Below are 24,068 nucleotides of genomic sequence, written 5' to 3'. Positions count from 1 at the left end.
ATGAACCCCATCCACCGCCATGCACAGTCGTTTCCGGACCTGGCCGGGATGGGCGCGCAGCATCCGCCGGCCGTGGACCACGCGGGGCTGGCCGGGGCGGCAAGCGGCGTCGCCCAGGCACGAAGCAGGCTGGTGCTACATCTGGTCGAGTCGCTGGCCAGCGCCAACCTGGACATGGATCTCCTGAACCTGATCCGCCACCTGCCGGACGAACGCTACCGGCATACCATCGTCTGCCTGCGCGACCAGGGCGACTACGAAGCCGGCCTGCGCGAGCATGGCGTGGACGTCCTCAACCTGCACCAGCGTGATGAAGGCCGGCTGCCCTGGCTGCGGCTCTACCGCGTACTGCGCACCCTGCGGCCCGACCTGATCCACACCCGCAATTGTTCCGGCCTGCCGGCCCAGCTGGTCGCGGCACTGGCCGGCGTCGGGTTGCGCGTGCATGCCGAGCACGGGCGCGGACTGGCCGGCCGGGGGCGCATCGGCGTGCGCGACCGGCTGCTGCGGCGTCTGCTGTGCCCGCTGGTCGACCACTTCATCGCCGACAGCAGCGAACTCGAGCATTGGCTGGTCGAGGCTATCGGCGCCGAGCCGGCGCGCGTCTCGCAAATACCGAATGGGGTCGACAGCGTGCAGTTCCATCCCCGCCTGGGGCCGGCCGCCGCGGTGGGCCCGGCCGGCTTCATGCACGATGGCGTATTCGTCATCGGCAGCCTCGGCCGCATGGATGACGGCGCCGGTCACGCGACCCTGGTCGACGCCTTCCTGCGCCTGATCGCTTCTCCCCATCCCGCCCACCAGCGCCTGCGCCTGATGCTGATCGGCGACGGTCCGGCCCGCGCCGAATGCCAGGCGATGCTGAACCGCGCGGGCGCCGGTCCCCGCGCCTGGCTGCCCGGCGCCCGCGGCGACACCGCCCAGCTGCTGCGCGCAATGGACCTGTTCGTGCTGCCCTCATTGCAGGAAGACCGCTCGAACGCGATCCTGGAAGCGATGGCCAGCGGCCTGCCGGTGGTGGCGACGGCGGTCGGCTGCAACAAGGAGCTGGTGCATGCGGGCTTTACCGGCATCCTGGTGCCGCCGCTCTCGGTGGAACTGCTGGCGGCGGCGGTGTCGGACTATTGCCGCATTCCGGAAATGGCGGCGCGCCATGGCGCACGCGCCCGCAGCCAGGTGATCGCGAGGCACAGCATGCCGGCGATGGCGCGCGACTATCTTGCCGTCTACGATGCGCTGAGCGGCGCCGAAGCGCCGGAGCCGCCCAGGCGCGAGGCTTGAGCGGACCCCGCATGCGCGTTCTCCACCTGCTCGACCATTCCGCGCCGCGGCGCAGCGACTATAGCCGGCGCACACAGGCGCTGCTGCAGGGTTTGCGCATGCAGGGCGTGCAGACCGTGCATCTGACCGGGCCGGGACAGCCGGCTGGGGATGCTTCCAGTGAAGGCTGGCACTTCTACCGCACGCCGGTGTCACGGCGGCTGCCTTTCCTCGGCCACGCCGAGCCCGCCTCGCGCCTTGGCGCGGCCATGTCGACGGCGGCGCTGGCGCTGCGTCTGCGGCAGGTAACGAGGCTGACCCGGCCGGACCTGATCCACGTGCATCTGCCGAGTGCGAACGCGGTCGCCGCATGGCCGGTGGCGCGGCTGGCGAAGATTCCCCTGGTGGTGGAAGCCGAGCGGCGCGGGCAGGCAGCGCCGGCTTTTCCCTTTGCCCGTGCGGAGCGCTGGGCGCTTGGCGCCGCCCAGGCGATTGCGGCCGGCACCGCCCAGGTCCGCGCCGCGCTGCGTGCCGATGGGCTGGTCGGGCGAACCATCGCCGTGATTCCGCCGGCGCCGGACTTCAGCGCCGGCCGGCTGGCCAGCGCCAGGATGCCGGACCTGCTCGGCGCGCCCCTGCTTGCGTACGCCGGCGGACTGGCGCCGGACGATGGGCTCGATCTGCTGCTGGCGGCATTGGTCCAGCTGCGGCGGCGGCATCCTTCGCTGCGGCTGCTGGTTGCCGCCGGCGGCCCCGAGGAAGTGCGCTTCGAACGGCGGCTGGGCCAGTCCCCGCTGCGCGGGCATGTCGTATTCGCGGGGCCGCTGTCGTACCGGCGGGCCGCCGACGTCCTGCCGCGCGCGGACATTGCCATCTTTCCGGGCCTGGGACGCCGGCCATCCTTCGAACCGTCCCGCCACTTGCTGAATGCGATGGCGCAGGGCTGCGCGGTGGTCGCGTCGGACCTGCCGTGTCATCGGGAGCTAGTGGTACACGGTCACAGCGGCATCCTGTTCGAAGCGGGGAACCGCGCCGCACTGGTGAAGACGATCGAGGCGCTGCTTGCCGAACCCTGGCGTACCGATGCGCTGGGCAAGGCCGCGTGTGAATTCATGCGTACGCGGCGCAGCTGGGAGCTGACGGCGGCGCGCTATCGGCGCATGTATGAAAAGCTGCTGGGTAAATCGTGACGCATCACGTTAATTAATGGCCGATGGCGCGCCAACAATTCCCGAGCAAATCGACTATAGTGATGCCTCTTTACAAATTCGCAGGGGCCTTGAGAACCGTCGCGAGCATCGCAGACCGCAAATGCGACGCGCAGCAGGTTCGCAAGGCCCCCACCACTATGAAATACGATGTCGTTATCGTCGGCAGCGGGCTGGCCGGCCTGTCGGTCGCCCTCCACCTGGCGCAGACCCGCAAGGTCGCCATCATCTCCAAACGCGAACTGCTCGACGGCGCCAGCAACTGGGCGCAGGGCGGCATCGCCGCCGTCCTCGACTCCGGCGACAGCCATGACCAGCACATCGCCGACACCCTGGTGGCCGGCGCCGGCCTGTGCGACGAAGCGGCCACCCGCTTCATCGTCGAGCATGGCCGCGAAGCCATCGAATGGCTGATCGAGCAAGGCGTGCCGTTTACCCGCGACGAAACCGCGGAACTCGGCTTTCACCTGACCCGCGAAGGCGGCCACAGCCAGCGCCGCATCATCCATGCCGCGGACGCCACCGGCCATGCGGTGCAGGTGACGCTGGAACAGAAGGTGCGTGCGCACCCGAACATCGCGCTGTTCGAGCACCATTGCGCGATCGACGTCATTACCTCCGACAAGCTGGGCGCGACCGGGGTCCACAGCGGCGCGCCGAGCCTGGTCGGCCAGCCGCGCTGCTACGGCCTCTACGTACAGGACGAAAAGAGCGGCAAGGTGCTGACCTTCGAAGCCGAACACACGGTCCTGGCCACCGGCGGCGCCGGCAAGGTCTACCTGTACACGACCAACCCGGACACCGCGACCGGCGACGGCATCGCGATGGCCTGGCGCGCCGGCTGCCGGGTGTCGAACATGGAGTTCATCCAGTTCCACCCGACCTGCCTCTACCACCCGTATGCGAAGTCTTTCCTGATCAGCGAAGCGGTGCGCGGTGAAGGCGGCCTGCTGAAACTGCCGCCGGAAGCCGGCACGGCCGCCGGCACCCGCTTCATGCCGGCCCACGACGAGCGCGGCGAACTGGCCCCGCGCGACGTGGTGGCGCGCGCCATCGACTTCGAGATGAAGAAGCGCGGCCTGGATTACGTCCACCTGGACATCTCGCACCAGCCGGCCGAGTTCATCCAGGAGCACTTCCCGACCATCTACGCGCGCTGCCTGGAGCTGGGCATCGACATCACCAGGCTACCGATCCCGGTGGTGCCGGCCGTGCACTTCACCTGCGGCGGCGTCGTCACCGACCTGGCCGGCCGCACCGATATCCCTGGCCTGTACGCGGTGGGCGAAACGGCCTATACCGGCTTGCACGGCGCGAACCGTCTCGCGAGCAATTCGCTGCTGGAATGCCTGGTGGTCGGCCGCGCCTGCGCGCACCAGATCGCCGCGGCGCCGTCCGCGGAGTTGCCGGCGCTCCCCGCCTGGGACGAAAGCCGGGTCACGAATGCCGACGAAGAGGTCGTCATTGCCCACAACTGGGACGAATTGCGCCGCTTCATGTGGAATTATGTCGGGATCGTGCGCACCACCAAGCGCCTGGAGCGCGCGCATCACCGCATCCGCCTGCTGAAGGAGGAGATCGACGAGTATTACCGCAATTTCCGCGTCACCAACGACTTGCTGGAGTTGCGCAACCTGGTCGAGGTGGCGGCGCTGATCGTCAAGAGCGCGCTGTCGCGTCACGAGAGCCGCGGACTGCATTATTCGCGGGATTATCCGGATACCTTGCCGAAGGCGCTGCCTAGTGTGTTGACGCCTCGCCGGCGCTGATGAACCAGAAGCTTTCGCCGTCGACGATCATCCTCCTGACCGTTCCGCCCCTGCTCTGGGCCGGCAACGCCATCGTCGGCCGCCTGGTGCGCGAAGCCGTGCCGCCGATGACGCTGAACCTGCTGCGCTGGCTGATCGCCCTGCTGATCCTGCTGCCTATGGCCGGCGCCGCCTTCCGCCCAGGTAGCGGCGCACTCGCCAACTGGCGCCGCTACGCGCTGCTGGGCCTGGCCGGCATCGGCCTGTACAACTCCTTCCAGTATCTGGCCTTGCAAACCTCGACGCCGATCAACGTGACCCTGGTCGCGTCCGGCATGCCGGTGTGGATGATGCTGGTCGGCCGGGTATTCTTCGGCGTGCCGGTGCGGCGCCGGCAGGTGGCGGGCGCGGTGCTGTCGATTCTCGGGGTGCTGGTGGTGCTGTGCCGCGGCGACCTGCACCAGCTGCTGGGGCTGCGCCTGGTGGCGGGTGACCTCTACATGATCCTGGCGACCATCGCCTGGTCCTTCTACAGCTGGATGCTGCTGCAGCCGCAGGACAAGCCCGAGCTGCGCGCCGACTGGGCGGCCTTCCTGGCGGTCCAGGTGGCGTATGGGCTGTTGTGGTCCGGCTTGTTCACGGGCGTCGAATGGTCGCTGGGCGCGCCGGCCATCGCCTGGAGCGGCAGGCTGGCGGCAGCGCTGGTTTTCGTCGCCACCGGGCCGGCCGTGCTGGCCTATGCGCTGTGGGGCGCCGGCATCCGCCGCGCCGGGCCCGGCATCGGCGCCTTCTTCGTCAACCTGACGCCCTTGTTTGCGGCGCTGCTCTCGTCGGCCTTCCTCGGCGAATTGCCGCATGCCTATCACGGGCTGGCCTTCGCCCTGATCGTGGGCGGCATCGTCGTGTCCAGCCGGCGTTGACGCCGGCTCTCCTGCGCGACCAGCCTGGCAGCAAGGTGTTACGATCTCGAGGGAAGAAGCCCAACGAGGAAACACCACAATGGCAGACGGTTTGAGTGTCCACGACCACGCGGGCCATGACCGCGCGGTGCAGCTGGCTGAATTCCTGGACCGCCACCCGCGCGCGCTGGTGCTGACGGGCGCCGGCCTGTCCACCGCCTCCGGCATTCCCGATTATCGCGACCGCGACGGCGCCCGCCGCGGCCGCCCGCCCATCCACGGCCCGGATTTCCGCAAGTACGAGCAGGTCCGGAAGCGCTACTGGGCGCGCAGCATGATCGGCTGGCCGGTGCTGTCGAAAGCGCGGCCGAATCCCGGCCATTTCGCCATCGCCGGCCTGGAAAAGATCGGCAACATCGGTTCGGTGCTCACCCAGAACGTCGACGGCCTGCATGGCCAGGCCGGCAGCCACAGCGTGCTCGAGCTGCACGGCAATATCCATTCGGTGGTCTGCCTGGACTGCTCGGCGCTGTTCCCACGCGCCTTCGTCCAAGGGCAGTTGGCCGACGCCAATCCGCACCTGCTGCACGCCGAGGCGACGCCCTTGCCGGACGGCGACGCCTCGGTCGAGCCGGCCGAACTGGCGGACTTCCGCCTGCCGCACTGCGTCTGCTGCGCCGGCACCCTGATGCCGAACGTGGTCTTTTTCGGCGACAACGTCCCGCCGGCACGCACCGCCATCGCCCTCGACCAGATGGCGCGCGCCGATGCGCTGCTGGTGGTCGGGTCCTCGCTGATGGTGTATTCGGGTTTCCGCTTCTGCCGCATGGCCCGGGCCAGCGGCAAGCCGATCGCCGCCATCAATCTCGGCCGCACGCGCGCCGACGACCTGCTCGACATCAAAATCGAAGAATCCAGTGAACGGCTCCTGCCCCTCGTGCTCGAGCTGCTCGAACGGACCCGCTCTGGAGACAAGAAAAACACACCATCCATTCAACTCGACGGGGGAACATTGTGACGAACAAGATCAAAGGCTGGCAAGCCGGCGCCCTTGCGGCCGGGCTGGGCCTGGCCGCATCCTTTTTCTACGTGCGCGCAAAAACGAAGCAGGCCGAGGCCGAGAATCCGCCCCAGGGACGCTTCGTGACGGTCGACGGCGTGCGCCTGCACTATCTCGAAAAGGGCGAAGGCCCGGTACTGGTCCTGCTGCACGGGAATGGCGTGCTGGCCAACGATTTCGAGCACAGCGGCCTGCTGGACCGCGCCGCCGAACACTACCGCGTGATCGCCTTCGACCGCCCGGGCTTCGGTTACAGCGAGCGTCCGCGCAGCAAGGTCTGGACGCCGCAAGCCCAGGCGCGGCTGCTGCGCCATGCACTGCAGGCGCTGGATGTCGAGTCCGCCATCGTGCTGGGCCATTCCTGGGGCACGCTGGTCGCACTCTCGATGGCGCTGGAGGCGCCGGATTTCGTGCGTGGCCTGGTGCTGCTGTCCGGCTATTACTATCCGAGCCTGCGCCTCGATGCGCCACTGGGCTCCGGCCCCGCGATTCCGGTGATCGGCGATTTGATGCGCTTCACGGTGTCGCCGCTGCTGACCCGCATGATGTGGCGGCCGCTGACGAAACGGGTGTTTTCGCCGATGCCGGTGGCGGACGCCTTCCGCGCCATGCCGCCCTGGATGGCCCTGCGCCCGAGCCAACTGCGCGCCAGCGCGGCCGAGAGCGCGCTGATGGTGCCGGCGGCGATGTCGCTGGCCAAGCGCTATCCGGAACTCAAGGTGCCTGCGGTCATCGTCGCCGGGACCCAGGACAAGATCGTCGATTTCAGCCACAACGCCGAGCGCCTGAACGAACGGATCCCGGACAGCGAGCTGCAACTGCAGCCGGGCGTCGGCCACATGACGCATTATGCGCACCCGGACCAGGTGCTGGCGGCGATCGATTCGATCGCGTCGAAGGTTGGAGAGCACCTGTACCCGCGTACGCCGCAGGCGGAGGCGCTGGCGCGGGCCAGCGAGAGCGGGGTCTGAGGCGAAGGCTCAGCGCGCCGCCGGCCAGGCGCGGGCGGCGAGGATGATGGCGGTGTCGTTCGGATGCACGGCGAGCTCTTCCAGACGGGCGGCCGGGACCAGGTGCACAGCCTGGGTCTCCCAGCCCATCGCCGACGGGCAGCCGCCAATGCGTTTCGCGATGTAATAGCGGGTATAGGTCTGGGTGCGCGCCACGTCGATCAGGAAGGCTTCCAGGCGCACGATCAGGCCCGATTCCTCGTAGACCTCGCGGATGGCCGTATGCCGCAGCGTGCCGCCCGGGTCGACCCGGCCTTTTGGGAAGGTCGTCGAATAGCCGCCGTAGGCGTTGGTTGGCGACACCAGCCAGACCCGGCCATCATCCTCGATCACCACCGCCCCCGCTGCGGCTTTCATGCCGGGTGGCAGGCGGAAAGGCGGCTCGTCGACGGCGTCTCCCGCGCCCGGCGCGCCCGGCGAAGGGGCCAGTGCGAGTCCGTTCAGGCTGCCCGGCATCGGGCAGACCGGCACGGCCGTCGCCAATGCGCCCGGTTCGGCCCAGTGCGCCGAGGGCGTGGGCGAGCTGGGCCGGTGGATGATGACGAGCTCGCCATCATCCTTGCGGCAGGGATGGTGAATCACGCCGTTCAGCCGACGATCCTCAGCGAATAATCGGTCGCCCGCACATCTTTGGTCAGGCTGCCGATCGAGATACGGTCGACGCCGGTCTCGGCAATCGCCCGCACGGTCTGCATGTTGATGCCGCCGGAAGCCTCGAGCAGCGCGCGGCCGCCGTTGATGCGCACTGCTTCGCGCATCATGTCGAGGTCGAAGTTGTCCAGCAACACCGACCCGGCGCCGGCCGCCAGCGCCTCTTCCAGCTCGGCAATCGACTCCACCTCGACCTGGATCGTCACGCCGGCGTGCAGCGCAGCCGCGGCGTTCAGCGCCGCGGTGATGCCGCCGGCCGCCGCGATATGGTTTTCCTTGATCAGGATGCCGTCGTACAGCGCCATGCGCTGGTTGGCGCCGCCGCCCACGCGCACCGCGTACTTCTGCGCCTGGCGCAGGCCCGGAAGGGTCTTGCGGGTGTCCAGGATTTTGGCGCGGGTGCCTGCCACCACGTCCACGTACTTGCGCGTGCTCGATGCGACGCCGGACAGCAGTTGCAGGAAGTTCAGCGCCGCGCGTTCGGCCGTCAGCAGCGAGCGCGGCGAGCCTTCCATCGTGCAAACCACGCTATCCGCAGCCATCGTGTCGCCTTCGGCATACTTCCAGTCGATCGCTATGTCCTGGTCGACAGCCAGCATCACGCCCTCGAACCAGGGCGCGCCGCACAGTACGGCTTGCTCGCGGACGATCACGCGGGCTTGCGCGCGCGGCGCTTCCGGCACCAGCTTGCCGGTCAGGTCGCCGCTGCCGACGTCTTCCAGCAGCGCAGCCAGCAGGTTCTGCTCGAAGGCGGCCTGGAGCTTGGCGTCGAGCTTGCCTTCCTGGGCGAATGGGTTCTTCAAGTTACTCATGCGGGTCCGATTCCGGAGAACAGTTTGCTTTCCTGCTCCAGCGAACCGGTCGGCAGGGCCTTGGCTTTCTTGGCGGCGGCGAAGTCGAGCATGCGGTCGATGGCGCGCCTGGCCTGCCTGCCGACTTCCGGATCGACGTGGATCTCGTTATTGCCTTTTTCGAGGACGTCCGCGAGGTTCTGCAAGCCGTTCATCGCCATCCACGGGCAGTGCGCGCAGCTCTTGCAGGTGGCGCTATTGCCGGCGGTCGGCGCATCGATGAAGTGCTTGCCCGGCGCCGCGGCGCGCATCTTGTGCAGGATGCCGTTGTCGGTGGCGACGATGAAGGTCGTCGCGTCCATGGTGCGGGCGGCGTCGATCAGCTGGGTGGTCGAGCCGACGGCGTCCGCCTGTTCGACGACGTTGGCAGGCGATTCAGGGTGAACCAGCACTTTTGCGTCGGGATACTGGGCGCGCAGCAGGTCGAGTTCGATGCCCTTGAATTCGTCGTGCACCAGGCAGGAACCCTGCCACAGCAGCATGTCGGCGCCGGTCTTCTTCTGGATATACGAACCCAGGTGGCGGTCGGGCGCCCACAGGATCTTCTTGCCCTGCTTGTGCAGGTATTCGACGATGTCCAGGCCGATCGACGAGGTCACCATCCAGTCGGCGCGCGCCTTGACGGCGGCGGACGTGTTCGCATAGACCACCACGGTGCGGTCCGTATGCTGGTCGCAGAAGGCGGCGAACTCGTCGGCCGGACAGCCCAGGTCCAGCGAGCAGGTCGCGTCCAGGTCCGGCATCAGGATGGTTTTTTCGGGGCTGAGGATCTTGGCGGTCTCGCCCATGAAGCGCACGCCGGCGACGACCAGGGTTTTAGCGGGATGATCGCGGCCGAAGCGCGCCATTTCCAGCGAGTCCGAGACGCAGCCGCCGGTTTCCTCGGCCAGGTCCTGCAGGTCGGCGTCCACGTAGTAGTGGGCCACCAGCACCGCTTCCTTTTCCTTCAGCAGACGCCGGATGCGGTCTTTCAGGGCTTCCTTTTCGGCGGCCTCGACAGGCGACGGCACGCGCGCCCAGGCTTCCGAGGTCGAGCAGACGCCGCCTACGGGGCGGTCGTATTCGAAGGTCTTGATTGGAGCAATGGTATTCATGTCAATGTCACCATGGTTTCGTGGGCACGGGGTGCCCACCCTACCGACAACGCGTAGGGTGGGCACCCCGTGCCCACGTTATTTTTACGTCCGGATCACGAATATTATTCGAGACCCTGGCTCTTCAGGTAATCCTCGTAATTGCCCTGGAAGTCGACCACGCCGTCTTCCTTCACTTCGAGAATGCGGGTCGCCAGCGAGGACACGAATTCGCGGTCGTGCGAAACGAAGATCAGGGTGCCGGCGTATTTATCCAGCGCCACGTTCAGCGATTCGATCGATTCCATGTCCATGTGGTTGGTCGGCTCATCCAGCATCAGCACGTTGTGGCGGCCCAGCATCAGCTTGCCGTACATCATGCGGCCCTTCTCGCCGCCGGACAGCACGCGCACCGATTTCTTGACTTCGTCGCCGCCGAACAGCAGGCGGCCGAGGATCGAGCGCACGGCCTGGTCGTCGTCGCCTTCCTGGGTCCAGTTGCCCATCCAGTCGGTCAGGTTCAGGTCGGTCGCGAATTCCTCGGTCGGGTCCTGCGGCATGTAGCCCGGATTCGCGTTCTCGGCCCACTTGATGCGGCCGGTGTCGGCGTCGAGGCCGGTGATCTCGTGGCCGCCGATGCAGCGCAGCAGCGTGGTTTTACCCGCGCCGTTGGCGCCGATGATCGCGACGCGTTCGCCGGCCTCGACCATGATCGAGAAGTTCTTGAACAGCGTGCGGTCGTAGGACTTCGACAGGCCTTCGGTCTCGACGGCCAGGCGGTGCAGCTTCTTCTCGCCTTCGAAGCGCACGAAGGGATAGGCGCGCGAGGACGGCTTGAATTCCTCGATCTTGATCTTGTCGATCTGCTTGGCGCGCGAGGTCGCCTGGCGGGCCTTCGACTTGTTGGCCGAGAAGCGACGCACGAATTCCTGCAGCTCGGCCACTTTTTCCTTGGCCTTGGCGTTGTTCGCCAGCTGCTGGTTCCTAGCCTGGGTCGAGGCTTCCATGTAGTCGTCGTAGTTGCCCGGATAGACCTTCAGGGTGCCGTAGTCCATGTCGGCGACGTGGGTGCAGACCGAGTTCAGGAAGTGGCGATCGTGCGAGATGATGATCATCGTCGAGTTGCGCTGGTTGAGCATGTCCGCCAGCCAGGAAATCGTGTGGATGTCCAGGTTGTTGGTGGGCTCGTCCAGCAGCAGGATGTCCGGGTCCGAGAACAGGGCCTGGGCCAGCAGCACGCGCAGCTTCCAGCCCGGCGCCACGGCGCTCATCGGGCCCTGGTGCAAATCGGTGCCGATGCCGAGGCCCAGCAGCAGTTCGCCGGCGCGCGCTTCGGCCGAGTAGCCGTCGTATTCGGCGACCTTGCCTTCGAGCTCGGCGGCTTTCATGTAGTCGTCGTCGGTCGCTTCCGGGTTCGCGTAGATGGCGTCGCGTTCGGCGATCGCGTTCCACAGTTCGGTGTGGCCCATCATGACCACGTCGAGTACGCGCACGTCTTCGTAGGCGAACTGGTCCTGGCGCAGCTTGCCGAGACGCTCGCCCGGGTCGAGCGAGACGTTGCCGCCCGACGGCTCGAGGTCGCCGCCGAGGATCTTCATGAAGGTCGACTTGCCGCAACCGTTGGCGCCGATGAGGCCGTAACGGTTGCCGTCGCCGAATTTGACGGAGATGTTTTCGAAGAGCGGCTTGGCGCCGAACTGCATCGTGATGTTGGCTGTACTGAGCACTGGGAACCTTCCTGCGGGGGTTTTCGATTAACCGCGCATTTTACCACTGAGGAGAAGCCCCGGTGGGACCCGCAGGCCGCCAACGGCGAAATCAGCCCCGCTGAAGCGTCGGGTAATCCGACAGCGTCAGTTTCCACGCGCCGTCAGCCGACACCAGCCGCCCCTGCGCGCCGAACGGAATCGTCACCCGCCGCTGGATATGCCCGAATTCCAGCCCCGTCAGGATGGGGCAAGGCAGGGTCGCGCGCAGATAGGCCAGCATTTCGTCGAAGTCGTAGCCATTGTCGGCCGGAGAAAGGCGGTAGCCCGAGAAATCGCCCAGCACGATGGCCCGCTGGTCCGCCAGCACGCCGGCCTGCATCAACTGCAGCAGCATGCGTTCGACCCGGTAGGGATGCTCGGCGATGTCTTCGAGGAAGAGGATGCCGCCGGCAATGCGCGGGAACCACGGCGTGCCGAGCAGCGAGACGATCATCGCCAGGTTGCCACCCCAGACCGTGCCGGCCAGGTCCAGCGCCGGCTTGCCGGCGCCCTGCCCTGTCACGGTATGGGTCGGGCCCTTCAAGCAGGTCCAGAAATTGTCCAGCGTGAAATCGACCGGCTCGGCGGCGCCGAAGTCGCCGGCGAACATCGGGCCGGCGTAGCTGATCGCGCCGCGCCGGGCGTACAGGCCCATGTGGAAGTCGGTGATGTCCGAGAAGCCGACGAACAGCTTGCCGCTGTCCGCCATGCGGTCGAAGTCGATGTGCGGCATCAGGCGCGTCATGCCGTACTGGCCGCGCAGGGCGACCACGATCTGCACGTCCGGATCGGCTGCGGCCGCGTTCAGCTGGGCCAGGCGCGCCTCGTCCGTGCCGCCGAAGCGCAGGTAGCGTTTGTCGTGCTCGTAGTAGTTATGGACCAGGATGCCCTGGGCTTCGAGGCGGGCAATGCCGCGCGTTACCGCTTCCGGCTCGGCCGCATAGCCGCCCGGGGCGACCAGCGCGATGCCAATTTTCTGAGTGATCACTGTTTGACGAAAAGCCGTGGTGTAGAGTCCGGCGTCATCTTACCGTGCGCATGGGCGTCGATCAAGGCAAGCAGTCTCTCCAGCAACTGGATCGGCAGGTCGTGGCCCATCCCTTCGATGACTTCCAGGCGCGCGTTCGGGATGGCCTGGGCGGTGGCTTCGCCGCAGGCCAGCGGCACCATCGGATCGGCGGCGCCGTGGATCACCAGGGTCGGCGCGACGATGGTGCGCAGCTGCGGCGTGCGGTCGCCACAGGCGGCCACGGCCAGGGCCTGGCGCACCACGCCGCCAGGGCAGCAGTTGCGGCGCAGCGCACGCGCGACGCGCCGGCGCAGCTGCTTTTCCGGGGTCGGATAGGTCGGGCTGCCGATCGCCTGCCACAGGCGCACGCCGTGTTCGATCATGGCGTCGGCATCCGCGGTTTTCGGGCGGCGCAGCAGTGCGCGCTTGACCTCGGGGCCTGGGCCCGGCAGGCCGCGGCGGCCGCTGCTGGACATGATGGAGGTCAGGCTCAGCACCCGCGACGGGTATTTGGAGGCCATCAGCTGGCCGATCATGCCGCCCATCGACATCCCGACCACATGGGCGCGCGCCACCCCGAGGGCGGACAGGACGCCGACGGCGTCGTCGGCCATGTCTTCCAGCGTGTAGGGCGGGCGGATCGGCCAGCGCACCAGCGACTTCAGCCAGGCCAGGCCCAGGCTCGGCGTGCCGGCGTGCTCGAATTTGGTGGACAGACCCGTGTCGCGATGATCGTAACGGATCACGTAAAAGCCGAGCTCGACGAGACCCTCGACGAATTCGTCCGGCCAGGCGGTCAATTGCAGGCCGAGGCCGGAAATCAGCAGCAGTGGCACGGCTTTCGGGTCGCCGGCGGTATCGAAGGCGATGCGGATGCCGTTCGCGTTCAGGCTAGGCATGGCGGCAACACCTGCATCGGTATCGGCGCCGGGCCGAGAGAAAACGGAAGGGGTGCTGGGTGATGGGCGATTGGTCCACGCGGGGTCTCCGCGCCGCTATGCAGACGGCGTGAAACCAGCATACCATTTTCGCCCGTCCGGGTGCGTTACGGGACGAGCGTGTTCTTGCGCGCCGCGCGGCGCTCGGCAAAGAAGCCCTTCAGCATGGCGCCGGCCTCTTCCGCCAGTACCCCGCCGACGACTTCGGTGTGGTGATTCAGCTCCTCGCGCGCGAACAGGTCGAGCACGGAGCCGCAGACCCCGGTCTTGGGATCGGTGGCGGCGTAGACCACGCGCGCCAGACGCGCATGCATCATCGCGCCCGAGCACATGGCGCAGGGTTCCAGCGTCACGTAGAGCTCGCAGCCCGGCAGCCGGTAGTTGCCGAGCTTTTCGGCGGCCGCGCGCAGGGCGACGATTTCGGCGTGGGCGGTCGGGTCGTGGCGGCCGATCGGCTGGTTGAAGCCGGCGGCGACGATCTCGCCATCCTTGACCACCACGGCGCCGACCGGCACCTCGCCGGCCTCCCAGGCCTTGCGCGCCTCGCGCAGGGCGAGCGCCATGTACGCGCCGTCGCCGTCGCGTTCCAGGCTCACCGGCTCGGGCAGCGAAGGATCAGGAAGATGCGCGGGCATCGGTGATCTCGGCCCAGCAGTTCGGGGTCTCGTGCAGCACCAGCTTCTGCAGGCGCAGGCCGGTGCCGTAGCGGTCGGTATAGGCCGCCTTCAGGATGTTCCAGGCGACCTGGGCCAGGTTCTCGACGGTCGGGATGCGGTCGATGATCACGGTCTTGTGGCCCGGCAGGCTGGACAGGAACTCGCGCACCTTGTCGTCCTTTTCGTAGACCAGGAAGGCATGGTCCCAGACGTCGACCAGGTGTTCCTTGGCGAGCGACTTGATGTCGGAAAAGTCCATGATCATGCCGTTGTCGGAACTGCCTTCGGTGTCGATCACGGCGCCGGTCAGGGTGATTTCCAGGGTGTAGCGGTGGCCGTGCAGGTTGCGGCACTGGCTTTTATGGTCGGGAATGCGATGGCCGGCATCGAATTCCAGCTTGCGGGTAATGGTCAGCATAGGGTTGCGCTAGGCGCTCAGGGGATTTGCAGGAGTTTGTGGGTCTGGATGCTCAGCTTCCACTTGGGATTGCGGCGGCAGGTCTCGATCGCGAGCTTCGTGTTCCGGGCCGCCAGCGGACCGTCCATCGGCTGGACGTAGAAGTTCTCGAAGTCCAGGCCTTCGTAGACGGACAGGTCCTGGCCGAGCTGCGGGATCACGACCTTGATCTCGTTGCCTTTGCCGACCACGAGCTTGGAGCCCATCTTCGGGCTGACGCAGATCCAGTCGACGCCTTCCGGCACCGGCAGCGTGCCGTTGGTCTCGATTGCGATGGTGAAACCACAGGCATGCATGGCATCGATCAGCGGCTTGTCCAGCTGCAGCAGCGGCTCGCCGCCGGTGAACACGACATACTTGCTGGCAGTGTGGGTGGCCGGCCACAGGCCGTTGATTTCGGCGGCCAGGGCCCCGGCGTCCTTGAACTTGCCGCCGCGCTCGCCGTCCGTACCGACGAAATCGGTATCGCAGAACTGGCAGATGGCATTCGCGCGGTCGCTTTCGCGTCCGGTCCACAGGTTGCAGCCGGAAAAGCGGCAGAACACCGCCGGCCGGCCGGCGTGGGCGCCCTCGCCCTGCAGGGTATAAAAAATCTCTTTGATGCTGTAAGTCACGGTAAAAGTCCGGTTAAGCCTCTCGTCAACCTTCCATTATACCGCGCACCGCGGCGGCTGCAGAAGACCACAAGGATGTTGACTTCCGGCAAAAACTATCCTCTCAGAAAGACGTACCTTTTCGTAGCGGAAAGTTCCTACCGCTTTAGGAGACGGACCATGAAGACCGTGATGCACCATGCCTTGCGCGCCCTGATTGCCGCCCTTCTGCTGGCCGGCCTTTGGTGGCTGGACAGCGGCGCCGGCAGCGGCGCGGGGCCGGAACGCCTGCGGATCGCTTTCGTCCTGCTGCTCGGCATGGGGATCCTGTTCACCATGCTGTTCCGGCGCGTGCACAGCGAAGACCGCATCGCCGACCTGGAAGCCGCGCTGTGCCGCGAGCAGTCGGCGCGCAGCCACGCCGACCATGCGCTGGCCGAGGCCGACCTGCTGCTGGCGCGCATGGCGGCGCGGGCCGCTGGCGGCGTCGCCACCGATCCGGCCGGCCAGTTGATCATCATCCAGGCCGAGCTGACCCAGATCCAGCAACGCTGCCGGGCCGACCAGGGCACCCGCAACCGGCTGGAACTGTTGCGCACCCGGCTCGACCGCCTCGGCACCAGCCTGCGCACCGGCGCGCGCGCCGCCGAGCCCGGATGACCAGGCTGGGGCCGGTTTCCCGCCCTGCGTTCGGATAATTCCGGGCCTAAAACGTTCTTGCCTTAAATCAATAAGGCGCGATGTGCCGTGCCGCACAATCCGATCTTGTCAGCAGTCAATTAGTTGCTCAACAGACAGATCAAGGACGGCACATGACAGGCACAACAACAATACAGCGGCTCATGGATTCCTCCCACGCGAACGGCGACCGTGCCTTCGCGTATCAGCTCATGGAGATGCTGGCGATCCCGGTGTTCGTGCTGGACACCAACTGCCGCGTGATGATCTGGAATCGTGCCTGCGAACACCTGACCGGCGTGCCCGCCGCGGAAGTGATCGGCACGCGCGAGCACTGGCGCAGCTTTTTCGACGAGCAGCGCCCTACCCTGGCCGACATGGTGGTCCAGGACCGCGCAGGGGAAATCCCGGTCATCCATCCCCGCACCGCCACCGGCCAGCCGGCCCATTTGTCGGCCGAGAGCTGGTTCGACATGCCGCGCGTCGGCCGGCGCCGCTACCTGGCCGCCGACGCCAGTCCCATCTACGACGAGCGCGGCCGCCTGACCGCCGTCGTCGAGACCCTGCGCGACTTGACCGACGAGAAGATGGCCCAGATCGCCCTGGAGCAGCTTGCCACGCGCGACGGCCTGACCGGGCTGGCCAACCGCCGCTGCTTCGACGACACCCTGCATGCCGAATGGGCGCGCGCCCAGCGCCAGCGCCAGCCGCTGTCGCTGCTGATGGTCGACGTCGACAATTTCAAGGCATACAACGATGCCAATGGCCACCTCGGCGGCGACGAATGCCTGAAACGCATCGCCACCGCCGTCGCCAGCGAGATGCGCGCCAACGATCTGGTCGCCCGCTACGGCGGCGAGGAATTCGCCGTGATCCTGCCGAACCAGTCGCTGAAAGGCGCCGCCAGCGTGGCCGAGCGCATCCGCACCCGGGTCGAGCAGCTGCAGGTGCCGAACCGGCTGGCCGCGGGGCGGCACGTGACCGTGTCGATCGGCGCCGCCACCGCACTGGCTTCGCCCGACACCGAGGCTTCGGAACTGGTCGCGACTGCCGACGCGGCGCTCTACCGCGCCAAGCACATGGGACGCAACCGAATCAGCCTGCCGCTCTCGGAGCCGGCCTGACCTGGCATTTCATCTATAAATTTCCTGGGGAATCGACTAAGCTGTCGCGCACAGCAACATTCCCGAGGAGATCGCGTGTCACAGTTGTTCAAGTATGTTCCGCTGGCCGCCCTGGCCATCGCCGTGCCGGCCTGGGCCGCCACCGCCGCCGCCGCCGCCAAGCCTGCCCCATCGAGGTCCGAGGTCCTGCCGTTCAAGGCCACCGAAAAGCAGTTGCCGAACGGCCTGAAAGTGATCGTCGTGCCGACCGGCTTCCCCAACCTGGTGTCGGTGACGATCCCGGTCCAGACCGGTTCGCGCAACGAAGTCGAGCCGGGCAAGTCCGGCTTCGCCCACTTCTTCGAGCACATGATGTTCCGCGGGACCAAGGCCTACCCGCCCGAGAAGTACCAGGACATCATCACCAAGGCCGGCGCACGCCAGAACGCCTACACCAGCGACGACCTGACCAATTACTACACGACCTTCGCCAAGCAGGACCTCGAAACGGTGCTGATGGTCGAGGCCGACCGCTTCCAGCACCTGGATTATTCCGAAGCCGCGTTCAAGACCGAATCGCGCGCCGTGCTGGGCGAATACAACAAGAACAGCGCGAACCCGATGCAGAAGCTGTTCGAGGCCCAGCGCGACGCCGCCTTCACTACCCACACGTACAAACACACCACGATGGGCTTCCTGAAGGACATCGAGGACATGCCCAACCAGTACCAGTATTCGAAGACCTTCTTCGACCGCTGGTACCGCCCGGAACGCACCACCATCATCATTGCCGGCGACGTCGATCCGAAGAACGCGATCGCCCTGGTCGAAAAGTACTGGAGCGGCTGGAAGCGCGGCACATACAAAGTCGCCGTCCCGGCCGAGCCGTCGCCGCAGGGCGCCCAGTACCGCCACGTGAACTGGCCCAGCCCGACCCTGCCGCTGGTGACGGTCGCCTTCCGCGCCCCGGCCTTCTCCGACACCAGCAAGGACCAGGCCGCGTTGTCGATGCTGCTGTCGCTGTCGTTCGGCCGTACTTCGCCGCTGTATAAACGCCTGGTGCAGGACGAACAGAAAGTCGACCAGCTGTTCGACTACACCCCGGCCCGCGTCGATCCTTCGCTGGTGACGATAGGCGCCCGGGTCAAGAAGCCGGAGGATGCGCTGTACGTACGCAATGCCATCCTCGAGACGGTCGCCAGACTGCACGACACCCCGGTCACCAAGCAGGCGCTGGAAGAGGCGCAGTCGTCGGAGAAGTATGGCCTGATCCGCACCCTGGACAACACCGACACGGTGGCCAGCACCCTGGCCTCCTACGTCCACTACGACCGTTCCTACGGCACGATCAACCGCTACTACCGCCTGATCGACACCCTGACGCCGGCGGATCTGCAGGCGGCCGCGCGCAAATACCTGGTCGACGCGTCGATGGTCGTCACGACTTTGTCGCACGACGCGCTCCCGGCAGGCATCGACGCCCTGCCGAAGCTGGCCGACATGGCGCCCAAGGCGGGCGACGCCAAATTCGACCTGCTGGTGCAAAAGACCGCGCTGCCGCAGATCCGCTTCAAGCTGCTGTTCGAAGCCGGGTCGAGCCAGGACCCGGCCGGCAAGGAAGGCCTGGCGGCCCTGACCGCCGCCATGGTCGCGCGCGCCGGCTCCAGCGAACGCAAGTACGACGAGGTGACCAAGGCCCTGTTCCCGATCGCCGGCGGCTTCGGCGAGCAAACCGACAAGGAGATGACCACCTTCACCGGCACCATCCACCGCGACAACTGGAACCAGTTCCTCGATGTCGCCCTGCCCCAGCTGCTATCGCCGGGCTTCCGGGAGGACGACTTCCGCCGCCTGAAGGACGCGCAGAAGAACGCCCTGGTGCTGGACCTGAAGGACAATAACGAGGAGGAATTCGGCAAGGAGCGGCTGCAGGCCAACATCTTCGCCGGCACGCCCTACGGCCACCCGGTGCTGGGCACCGTGAAGGGCATCGAGTCGATCACGCTGGACGACGTTCGCCAGTTCTACCGCCAGGCGTATGCACAGGGCGCGCTGCATGTCGGCATCTCGGGCGACGTCAGCCCGGAGATGGCGGCCCAGCTGAAGACCCGCCTGGCCGGCCTGCCGGAAGGAGCCGGCCTGCCGCGCATCGCCAGGCCGCAGGGCCGCATGCCGCAGGGACTGGAAGTCGAGATCATCGAGAAGAACACGCGCGCGACCGCGATCTCCTTCGGCCTCCCGATCGAGGTCAACCGCGCCCACCCGGACTTCCCGGCCCTGTGGCTGGCCAAGACCTGGCTGGGCGAGCACCGCGCCTCGAACTCCTACCTGTACCAGCGCATCCGTGAATTGCGCGGCATGAACTACGGCGACTACGCCTACATCGAAGCCTTCCCGCGCGGGATGTTCGGCTTCTTCCCGAGCCCGAACCTGGGCCGCAAGTCGCAGATCTTCGAAGTCTGGATCCGCCCGGTCGCACCGCAGAACGCCCACATGGCGCTGCGCATCGCGCTGACCGAACTCGGCAAGCTGATCGACAAGGGCCTGACCGAGGAGCAGTTCGCCGCCACCCGCGACTACCTGATGAAGAACGTGTTCGTGATGACCGCCACCCAGGACGCCCAGCTCGGCTACGCGCTGGACTCGCAGTGGTACCGCACGCCGGAATTCACGCGGATGATGCGCGACGGCCTGTCGAAGCTGACCGCGGCCGACGTCAACGCGGCAATCCGCAAGCACCTGTCGGCGCAGAACCTGTCGGTGGTATTCATCACCAAGGATGCGGCCGGCCTCAGGGACAAGCTGTTGAGCGACGCGTTCTCGCCGATCAGCTATGACGCCACCAAGCCGCAAGAGCTGCTGGACGAGGACAAGGCGATCGGCGCCATGAAGCTGGGGATGCGTCCGGAGGCGGTCAGGATCACGCCGGCGGTGCAGGCTTTCGCGCAGTAAGCGTCCGCGCGAGCGACATGCAAGGAAAATCGCCGGGTCCGCCCGGCGATGTCATTTTCAGGGCATGAACTCGTTGTTCACCCAGACTGCCCTTTCGAGGATCGCCAGGTGGGAAGCACTGAGATACCAGCTGGCGCCGCCGACCTGGTTCGGATGGTACTGGTAAGCGCTGGGCGGATGAATACGGGATGCCGGCGTCGCCACCTTGCGCCGCAGCGGCGCGCCTGGAATCGTGTCGTAGATCCAGGCGCCGTACTCGAGGCACATGTGGGTGGGCGTAAGGTCGCCCGGATACCCGAATTCACCATGGATGACACAGGGGATGGCCACCTGCGGCGAGATCCGACACTGCTTGAACTGCTGGCCCCTGGTGTCGTGGCTGCCCACGAAGCCATTCAGCAGCAAACCGTTCCCCACATCGGAAATTTCGTTGTTGACGGCGCTGGAAAGGGTGTCGTTTACCCAGCCGTCGAGTGCCCACACGCGGCAGCTGTTCGGTGGCGGATGCTGGAGCGTATGCGCGCGAAAATGGCCGGTCATTGCGTCCTGAGCGATGCTTTTTTTGGACGAAAAAACGCCGGCGAGGGCCGGCGTTCGTCATACTGCGATCACTTGATCAGTGAACCACCTTGTCCCAGCCGTGGCGCACCGCGGCCTTCATCTTTTCCCAGGTCGAGACGCCGTCCTTGCTGTAGCGGGTGTCCCAATCGCTGCGCAGGTCGCTCTCCACGTCGTCCCACTGACGGCCAGAGTAGCGCGTATCGCTGCGCATCTGGGTGCCGTAGCGGTAGGCCGGATCGTAGTCGTTGTAGGTGTCGCCGCTGGAACCGTAGGTGTTGCTCCAGTGGCTGCGGTAGTAGGAGTCGTCCGAGTCGCTGTCCGGCGTGATCTTGTCCCAGCCGCGGCGGACGGCCGCCTTCATTTTTTCCCAGGTCGATGCGCCGCCCGCGCCGTAGCGGGTATCCCAGTCGCTGCGCAGGTCGGATTCCACGTCGTCCCAGTTGCGGTTCTGGTAGCGCGCATCGCTGCGCATCTGGCTGCCGTATTTGTAGGCCGGGGCGTAGTCGTCGTAGCTGCCGCCCAGGCTGGAGTAGTTCGTGTCCCAGTCGTTGCGGAAGTAGCTGTCGTCGTCCAGGCTGGAATCGGCATTCGCACGCGAATACACGCGCACGCCGCTGCGTTGCCTGCTGCCCGAGCTCAGGTTGGCGCCGGTGCTCGAACCGTAGCCGGCGCCCGATCCCGAGCGCTGCTCGTTCAGCATTTCGCCCATGTCGCGCTGCATCGAGCCGGTCTGGATGGTGCCGCCCAGCGAGGCGTCGCTCGAACCCTGCAGCGACGAGGTGCCTTGCAGCGAGGCGCCGCTCTGCAGCGTGCGGCCGGTCGAGGTGTCGAGGGTGTTGCCGCCGATATTCGTGTCCTGCGAGCCGCCGGCCTGCAGGGAATCGCCGGCGCGCATGGTGCCGCCCATCGGCTCCTGGTAGGTCTGGCCCTTCGGCACCGGATCGTTCAGGTCCTGGGTGGCGAAGGAATTGCGTTCGCCGGTCTCGCCGCTCAGGCTGCCGGCGCCGTAGGACGGGTCACGGTATTCGGATTGCTGCGACATGCCCGCGGACTTCTGCAGGCCGCTGCCTGCGCTGGCGCCGGCCGCCAGCATGGCCGGATCCAGCGAGCTGGCCGAGCCGGTCAGGTCGTGGCGCTCGTCCAGGTCGACCGGACCGAAGCGCTCGATGATATCGGCGGCGCGCTCGACTTCCGGTTCGGACTGGGTGACCAGGGTCAGCACGTGGTGGCCGCGGCTGACCACGTCCGAGTAGCGCGAGACGTGCTCGTCGTTGTCGGAGCCGAACAGGCCGTTGAAGAAATGCTTGATCTGCGCGCCGATGCTTTCATGGACTTCGCTGGTGTGCTCGGTTTCGCCGGTCAGGCTGTTGGTCTGGCCGGTCGGGTCGGCGCTGGAAACGTTGACGTCGGTGCGCGTAAAGCCCGATGCCAGCAGCTCGTCCATTGCATTCTTGGCGTCGCTGCGGTTATCGAAAACAGCTACTAGGGTGTGTTGCATGATGGATCCTCCGATTCAGAAGCTGGTGGGGTCGCACGAGGTGTCGCACCGATGTAACGGACCTCGGCGCTAGTGCAATCGAGGTTACCCCAAAAGGCCCTGCAACCCGCGCACCATTGACTCTTTACAAACCTCCACAGTCAGAATCGAAAAACGGGCCTTGCGGCCCGTCAATGTTCATGCAAAAGGGTTGTCGACCTTTTCAATTTTGGGCGGCGGCAAGCGGTCCGGCAGGTCCCTGCCCTCGAGGCCGGCCACGACCTGCCTCAGCAGCGCATGCAGGCGCCGCGCCGCTTCCAGGCCCTGCTTGTCGGCGGTCAGGTCGAGGTCGCCGGAAATGGTGATGCGGTCGAGGCGGTTCTCGATCGTCAGGTGGCCGATCTCTAGCACGTCGGCTTCGTTCGCATAGGGCACGAAATCCTGCGCTTGCTTCTTGTCAGTCATTGCTCTTCCTCCTGTCGCCGTTCTTCTGGCGGATGTTCGGCAGTTTCAGCATGCGCCCTTTTTCTTCTTCGCTCAGGGCGGGCAGCAGGTCGATGCCGATGATGCGTTCGAGTTCGGGAATCGGGATCACGTTGGCCTTCGCGTCCGCCGTATTCTCGACGAACCAGGCGGCGCCGGCTTTCTGGCGCGGACTGTACACCAGTTTATACAAGTGGGTCGGCACCAGCACATTGCCGATCTTGCGCAGATCGCTGCCCAGGAAAGCCGGCCCCGTCACCACGTACAGGTCGCCCTCCGTCTTCGCCATCTTGCGGACCACGCCCTCGATACCGGCCCACAGGTGGCGGTTGTTCTCGCCATCCTGGGGCACGATGTTCGCCAGGCTGAAGCTGTCGCGCTGGCTGTCGCGGTCGGGCATGTCGCCGTTCGGCGCCATGTGTCCGCGATCCAGGCCGCTGTGGGAGTAATCCGCCAGTTCGGCGCGCTGGGAGGCAGGAAGGCGCGACTCCGCATGAAAGGAATTTTCGCGCGTCAGCTGCTGCGCCGATTCGACCTCGTGGGCCTCCAGGTGCTCGGCCGACCACAGCGGCGTGCGCGTCACGCCCGAGTGCATCACCGTAAATACGTTGAAGCACAGTTCCTTGGTCGCCGGCGCCAGCCTGGGGTTCCGGATCTGCGGCGCACGGCCGTCGAGATAATGGCCGGCGCAGGCTTCCGCGCTGCGGGGCGCGGCGGCAGGCGCCCCGGCGACCGGCGCATCGGGCCGCGACGACTGCACGGCATGCCTGTCGCAAGCCCCCAGGGCGAGCAAACTGGACAATAATACAAGTGGAGCGAACAGCTTCTGAAACATGGTGGTGTACAAAGATCAATCGTGCAGTCATTGTAGCCGAGTAGTCTTTGTGCACCCTCATGGCATGAAATGAAACATGCGCACGATAGAAAAGCGCATTTCCAATCGGAATGCTATAGAATCCGTCCTTTCCAAAAGCTAAAGTGCATTTGAGCAAATATAGTGGCAATGGATAATTTCTCCATTCCCGAGGATCTCCGGCGCTTCGTGCTGACCAGTATTCCGTCGGTGCCCTTCCTGGAAGCCCTGCTGCTGATGCGGGCCGATCCGGAACAATGCTGGAGCCGGGATACCCTCGCGCGCCGCCTCTACGTGCGCGACAAGGTCGCCGAAGGCCTGCTGGCCGAGCTGTGCCTTGCCGGCATCGCCGCGCCCTCGGCCGCCGACGCCGATGCCTATTGCTATCATCCGCGCGAGGATCTGCTGCGCGAACGCATCGACGGCCTGGCCGACCTGTACTCGACCCACCTGGTCGAAGTCACCCATCTCATACATTCTTCCCTCGACCGCAAGGCGCAGCAGTTCGCTGACGCCTTTAAATGGCGAAAGGATTCCTAAGTGGCGTTTACCATCTATTCGCTGTGCACCCTGACTTCGCTGGCCTGCGCCTGGCTGCTGCTGGCGAGTTACCGCCGCACCGGCTACCGCCTGCTGTTCTGGAGCGGCTGGTCTTTCGTGGCGATGACGGTGAATAACCTGTTCCTGGTGTTCGACAAGGTCATCTTCCCCGACGTCTATCTGCTGCCGGTGCGTCTGGTCTCCGCCCTGGTATCGATGCTGCTCCTGCTGTACGGCCTGATCTACGAAAAGGAGTAACC

The 24,068-nt window shown here is 66.2% G+C and carries 24 protein-coding genes; 11 read left to right on the top strand and 13 right to left on the bottom strand.

Features of this window, described 5'->3' with window-relative positions; genetic code table 11:
- The 6 genes from ACFPO9_RS00925 (at position 1) to ACFPO9_RS00900 (ending at position 7,146) form a co-directional block, all read left to right on the top strand.
- Entirely contained in the window at positions 1-1,281 is a 1,281-nt protein-coding gene (locus ACFPO9_RS00925) for a glycosyltransferase (protein ID WP_379765673.1), read from the top strand.
- Between the two features lie 11 nt (positions 1,282-1,292).
- Positions 1,293-2,450 (top strand): glycosyltransferase family 4 protein, encoded by a 1,158-nt coding sequence (locus ACFPO9_RS00920; protein ID WP_379765670.1) that lies wholly within the window; start codon positions 1,293-1,295, stop codon positions 2,448-2,450.
- Between the two features lie 158 nt (positions 2,451-2,608).
- Positions 2,609-4,237, top strand: coding sequence for an L-aspartate oxidase (gene nadB, locus ACFPO9_RS00915; protein WP_379765667.1), 1,629 nt, complete (start codon positions 2,609-2,611; stop codon positions 4,235-4,237).
- A complete protein-coding gene (locus ACFPO9_RS00910; RefSeq protein ID WP_379765664.1) occupies positions 4,237-5,136 on the top strand; it encodes a DMT family transporter in 900 nt (299 codons plus the stop codon). The genes nadB and ACFPO9_RS00910 overlap by 1 nt, the downstream gene beginning before the upstream one ends.
- Positions 5,137-5,215: 79 nt before the next feature.
- The gene (locus tag ACFPO9_RS00905; protein WP_379765661.1) at positions 5,216-6,133 is read left to right on the top strand and encodes an NAD-dependent protein deacetylase; all 918 of its coding nucleotides are present in this window, start codon (positions 5,216-5,218) and stop codon (positions 6,131-6,133) included.
- A complete protein-coding gene (locus ACFPO9_RS00900; protein WP_379765658.1) occupies positions 6,130-7,146 on the top strand; it encodes an alpha/beta fold hydrolase in 1,017 nt (338 codons plus the stop codon). The genes ACFPO9_RS00905 and ACFPO9_RS00900 overlap by 4 nt, the downstream gene beginning before the upstream one ends.
- 9 nt (positions 7,147-7,155) lie before the next feature.
- Here ACFPO9_RS00900 and ACFPO9_RS00895 read toward each other — a convergent pair whose 3' ends face one another.
- The 9 genes from ACFPO9_RS00895 to queE all read right to left on the bottom strand — a co-directional run bounded on the left by ACFPO9_RS00895 (position 7,156) and on the right by queE (position 15,182).
- Positions 7,156-7,767 carry an NUDIX hydrolase gene (locus ACFPO9_RS00895; RefSeq protein ID WP_379765656.1) on the bottom strand — a complete coding sequence of 204 codons (612 nt, stop codon included), beginning with the start codon at positions 7,765-7,767 and terminating at the stop codon, positions 7,156-7,158.
- Positions 7,768-7,772: 5 nt separating this feature from the next.
- Positions 7,773-8,648, bottom strand: a complete 876-nt coding sequence (nadC, locus tag ACFPO9_RS00890) for a carboxylating nicotinate-nucleotide diphosphorylase (RefSeq protein WP_379765653.1) — start codon at positions 8,646-8,648, stop codon at positions 7,773-7,775.
- Positions 8,645-9,781: a quinolinate synthase NadA gene (gene nadA / locus ACFPO9_RS00885; protein WP_379765650.1), complete on the bottom strand. Its 1,137-nt coding sequence runs from the start codon at positions 9,779-9,781 to the stop codon at positions 8,645-8,647. The genes nadC and nadA overlap by 4 nt, the downstream gene beginning before the upstream one ends.
- 104 nt (positions 9,782-9,885) lie before the next feature.
- On the bottom strand, positions 9,886-11,487 hold the full coding sequence (locus ACFPO9_RS00880) for an ABC-F family ATPase (RefSeq protein ID WP_379765647.1): 1,602 nt from the start codon (positions 11,485-11,487) through the stop codon (positions 9,886-9,888).
- Positions 11,488-11,578: 91 nt separating this feature from the next.
- Positions 11,579-12,496: a muramoyltetrapeptide carboxypeptidase gene (gene ldcA, locus ACFPO9_RS00875; protein ID WP_379765644.1), complete on the bottom strand. Its 918-nt coding sequence runs from the start codon at positions 12,494-12,496 to the stop codon at positions 11,579-11,581.
- Positions 12,493-13,416, bottom strand: coding sequence for an alpha/beta fold hydrolase (locus ACFPO9_RS00870; protein ID WP_379765641.1), 924 nt, complete (start codon positions 13,414-13,416; stop codon positions 12,493-12,495). Before ACFPO9_RS00870 ends, ldcA begins: the two co-directional genes overlap by 4 nt.
- A gap of 146 nt (positions 13,417-13,562) precedes the next feature.
- Positions 13,563-14,018, bottom strand: a complete 456-nt coding sequence (tadA, locus tag ACFPO9_RS00865) for a tRNA adenosine(34) deaminase TadA (protein ID WP_379767568.1) — start codon at positions 14,016-14,018, stop codon at positions 13,563-13,565.
- A 52-nt stretch (positions 14,019-14,070) separates the two neighbouring features.
- Complete coding sequence (queD, locus tag ACFPO9_RS00860) at positions 14,071-14,529, bottom strand: 6-carboxytetrahydropterin synthase QueD (protein ID WP_379765638.1); 459 nt, start codon at positions 14,527-14,529, stop codon at positions 14,071-14,073.
- A 17-nt stretch (positions 14,530-14,546) separates the two neighbouring features.
- Positions 14,547-15,182, bottom strand: a complete 636-nt coding sequence (queE, locus tag ACFPO9_RS00855; protein WP_379765635.1) for a 7-carboxy-7-deazaguanine synthase — start codon at positions 15,180-15,182, stop codon at positions 14,547-14,549.
- 159 nt (positions 15,183-15,341) lie between these two features.
- On the opposite strand from queE, the gene ACFPO9_RS00850 reads away from it, so the two are divergent.
- The 3 genes from ACFPO9_RS00850 (at position 15,342) to ACFPO9_RS00840 (ending at position 19,894) form a co-directional block, all read left to right on the top strand.
- On the top strand, positions 15,342-15,821 hold the full coding sequence (locus ACFPO9_RS00850) for a hypothetical protein (protein WP_379765632.1): 480 nt from the start codon (positions 15,342-15,344) through the stop codon (positions 15,819-15,821).
- Between the two features lie 182 nt (positions 15,822-16,003).
- Positions 16,004-16,963: a GGDEF domain-containing protein gene (locus tag ACFPO9_RS00845; protein ID WP_379765629.1), complete on the top strand. Its 960-nt coding sequence runs from the start codon at positions 16,004-16,006 to the stop codon at positions 16,961-16,963.
- 75 nt (positions 16,964-17,038) lie between these two features.
- Positions 17,039-19,894 (top strand): M16 family metallopeptidase, encoded by a 2,856-nt coding sequence (locus ACFPO9_RS00840; RefSeq protein ID WP_379765626.1) that lies wholly within the window; start codon positions 17,039-17,041, stop codon positions 19,892-19,894.
- Positions 19,895-19,951: 57 nt separating this feature from the next.
- On the opposite strand, the gene ACFPO9_RS00835 is transcribed toward ACFPO9_RS00840, so the two are convergent.
- From ACFPO9_RS00835 to ACFPO9_RS00820, 4 genes are all read right to left on the bottom strand, one after another.
- Complete coding sequence (locus ACFPO9_RS00835; protein WP_379765624.1) at positions 19,952-20,434, bottom strand: hypothetical protein; 483 nt, start codon at positions 20,432-20,434, stop codon at positions 19,952-19,954.
- A 76-nt stretch (positions 20,435-20,510) separates the two neighbouring features.
- On the bottom strand, positions 20,511-21,953 hold the full coding sequence (locus ACFPO9_RS00830) for a hypothetical protein (RefSeq protein WP_379765622.1): 1,443 nt from the start codon (positions 21,951-21,953) through the stop codon (positions 20,511-20,513).
- Between the two features lie 177 nt (positions 21,954-22,130).
- On the bottom strand, positions 22,131-22,397 hold the full coding sequence (locus ACFPO9_RS00825) for a hypothetical protein (protein WP_379765620.1): 267 nt from the start codon (positions 22,395-22,397) through the stop codon (positions 22,131-22,133).
- On the bottom strand, positions 22,390-23,175 hold the full coding sequence (locus ACFPO9_RS00820; protein WP_379765617.1) for a DNA/RNA non-specific endonuclease: 786 nt from the start codon (positions 23,173-23,175) through the stop codon (positions 22,390-22,392). Before ACFPO9_RS00820 ends, ACFPO9_RS00825 begins: the two co-directional genes overlap by 8 nt.
- Positions 23,176-23,418: 243 nt before the next feature.
- Between ACFPO9_RS00820 and ACFPO9_RS00815 the strand changes: the two genes are divergently transcribed.
- Both ACFPO9_RS00815 and ACFPO9_RS00810 read left to right on the top strand, forming a co-directional pair.
- Entirely contained in the window at positions 23,419-23,808 is a 390-nt protein-coding gene (locus ACFPO9_RS00815) for a hypothetical protein (RefSeq protein WP_379765614.1), read from the top strand.
- Positions 23,809-24,066 carry a DUF5985 family protein gene (locus ACFPO9_RS00810; protein ID WP_379765611.1) on the top strand — a complete coding sequence of 86 codons (258 nt, stop codon included), beginning with the start codon at positions 23,809-23,811 and terminating at the stop codon, positions 24,064-24,066. It begins immediately after the preceding gene.
- Positions 24,067-24,068 lie beyond the last annotated feature (2 nt).

This window comes from Massilia aerilata (genome assembly GCF_042656905.1).
Lineage (GTDB): Bacteria > Pseudomonadota > Gammaproteobacteria > Burkholderiales > Burkholderiaceae_D > Telluria > Telluria aerilata.
This window is presented reverse-complemented; position numbering and strand designations above follow the sequence as displayed.

Bases quoted from the DNA above. Each gene is read 5' to 3' on its own strand.
- ACFPO9_RS00925 (WP_379765673.1), top strand. From the start codon at position 1: ATGAACCCCATCCACCGCCATGCACAGTCGTTTCCGGACCTGGCCGGG.
- ACFPO9_RS00920 (WP_379765670.1), top strand. From the start codon at position 1,293: ATGCGCGTTCTCCACCTGCTCGACCATTCCGCGCCGCGGCGCAGCGAC.
- nadB (WP_379765667.1), top strand. From the start codon at position 2,609: ATGAAATACGATGTCGTTATCGTCGGCAGCGGGCTGGCCGGCCTGTCG.
- ACFPO9_RS00910 (WP_379765664.1), top strand. From the start codon at position 4,237: ATGAACCAGAAGCTTTCGCCGTCGACGATCATCCTCCTGACCGTTCCG.
- ACFPO9_RS00905 (WP_379765661.1), top strand. From the start codon at position 5,216: ATGGCAGACGGTTTGAGTGTCCACGACCACGCGGGCCATGACCGCGCG.
- nadC (WP_379765653.1), bottom strand. From the start codon at position 8,648: ATGAGTAACTTGAAGAACCCATTCGCCCAGGAAGGCAAGCTCGACGCC.
- nadA (WP_379765650.1), bottom strand. From the start codon at position 9,781: ATGAATACCATTGCTCCAATCAAGACCTTCGAATACGACCGCCCCGTA.
- ACFPO9_RS00870 (WP_379765641.1), bottom strand. From the start codon at position 13,416: ATGCCTAGCCTGAACGCGAACGGCATCCGCATCGCCTTCGATACCGCC.
- tadA (WP_379767568.1), bottom strand. From the start codon at position 14,018: ATGGCGCTCGCCCTGCGCGAGGCGCGCAAGGCCTGGGAGGCCGGCGAG.
- queD (WP_379765638.1), bottom strand. From the start codon at position 14,529: ATGCTGACCATTACCCGCAAGCTGGAATTCGATGCCGGCCATCGCATT.
- ACFPO9_RS00850 (WP_379765632.1), top strand. From the start codon at position 15,342: ATGAAGACCGTGATGCACCATGCCTTGCGCGCCCTGATTGCCGCCCTT.
- ACFPO9_RS00845 (WP_379765629.1), top strand. From the start codon at position 16,004: ATGGATTCCTCCCACGCGAACGGCGACCGTGCCTTCGCGTATCAGCTC.
- ACFPO9_RS00835 (WP_379765624.1), bottom strand. From the start codon at position 20,434: ATGACCGGCCATTTTCGCGCGCATACGCTCCAGCATCCGCCACCGAAC.
- ACFPO9_RS00830 (WP_379765622.1), bottom strand. From the start codon at position 21,953: ATGCAACACACCCTAGTAGCTGTTTTCGATAACCGCAGCGACGCCAAG.
- ACFPO9_RS00825 (WP_379765620.1), bottom strand. From the start codon at position 22,397: ATGACTGACAAGAAGCAAGCGCAGGATTTCGTGCCCTATGCGAACGAA.
- ACFPO9_RS00815 (WP_379765614.1), top strand. From the start codon at position 23,419: ATGGATAATTTCTCCATTCCCGAGGATCTCCGGCGCTTCGTGCTGACC.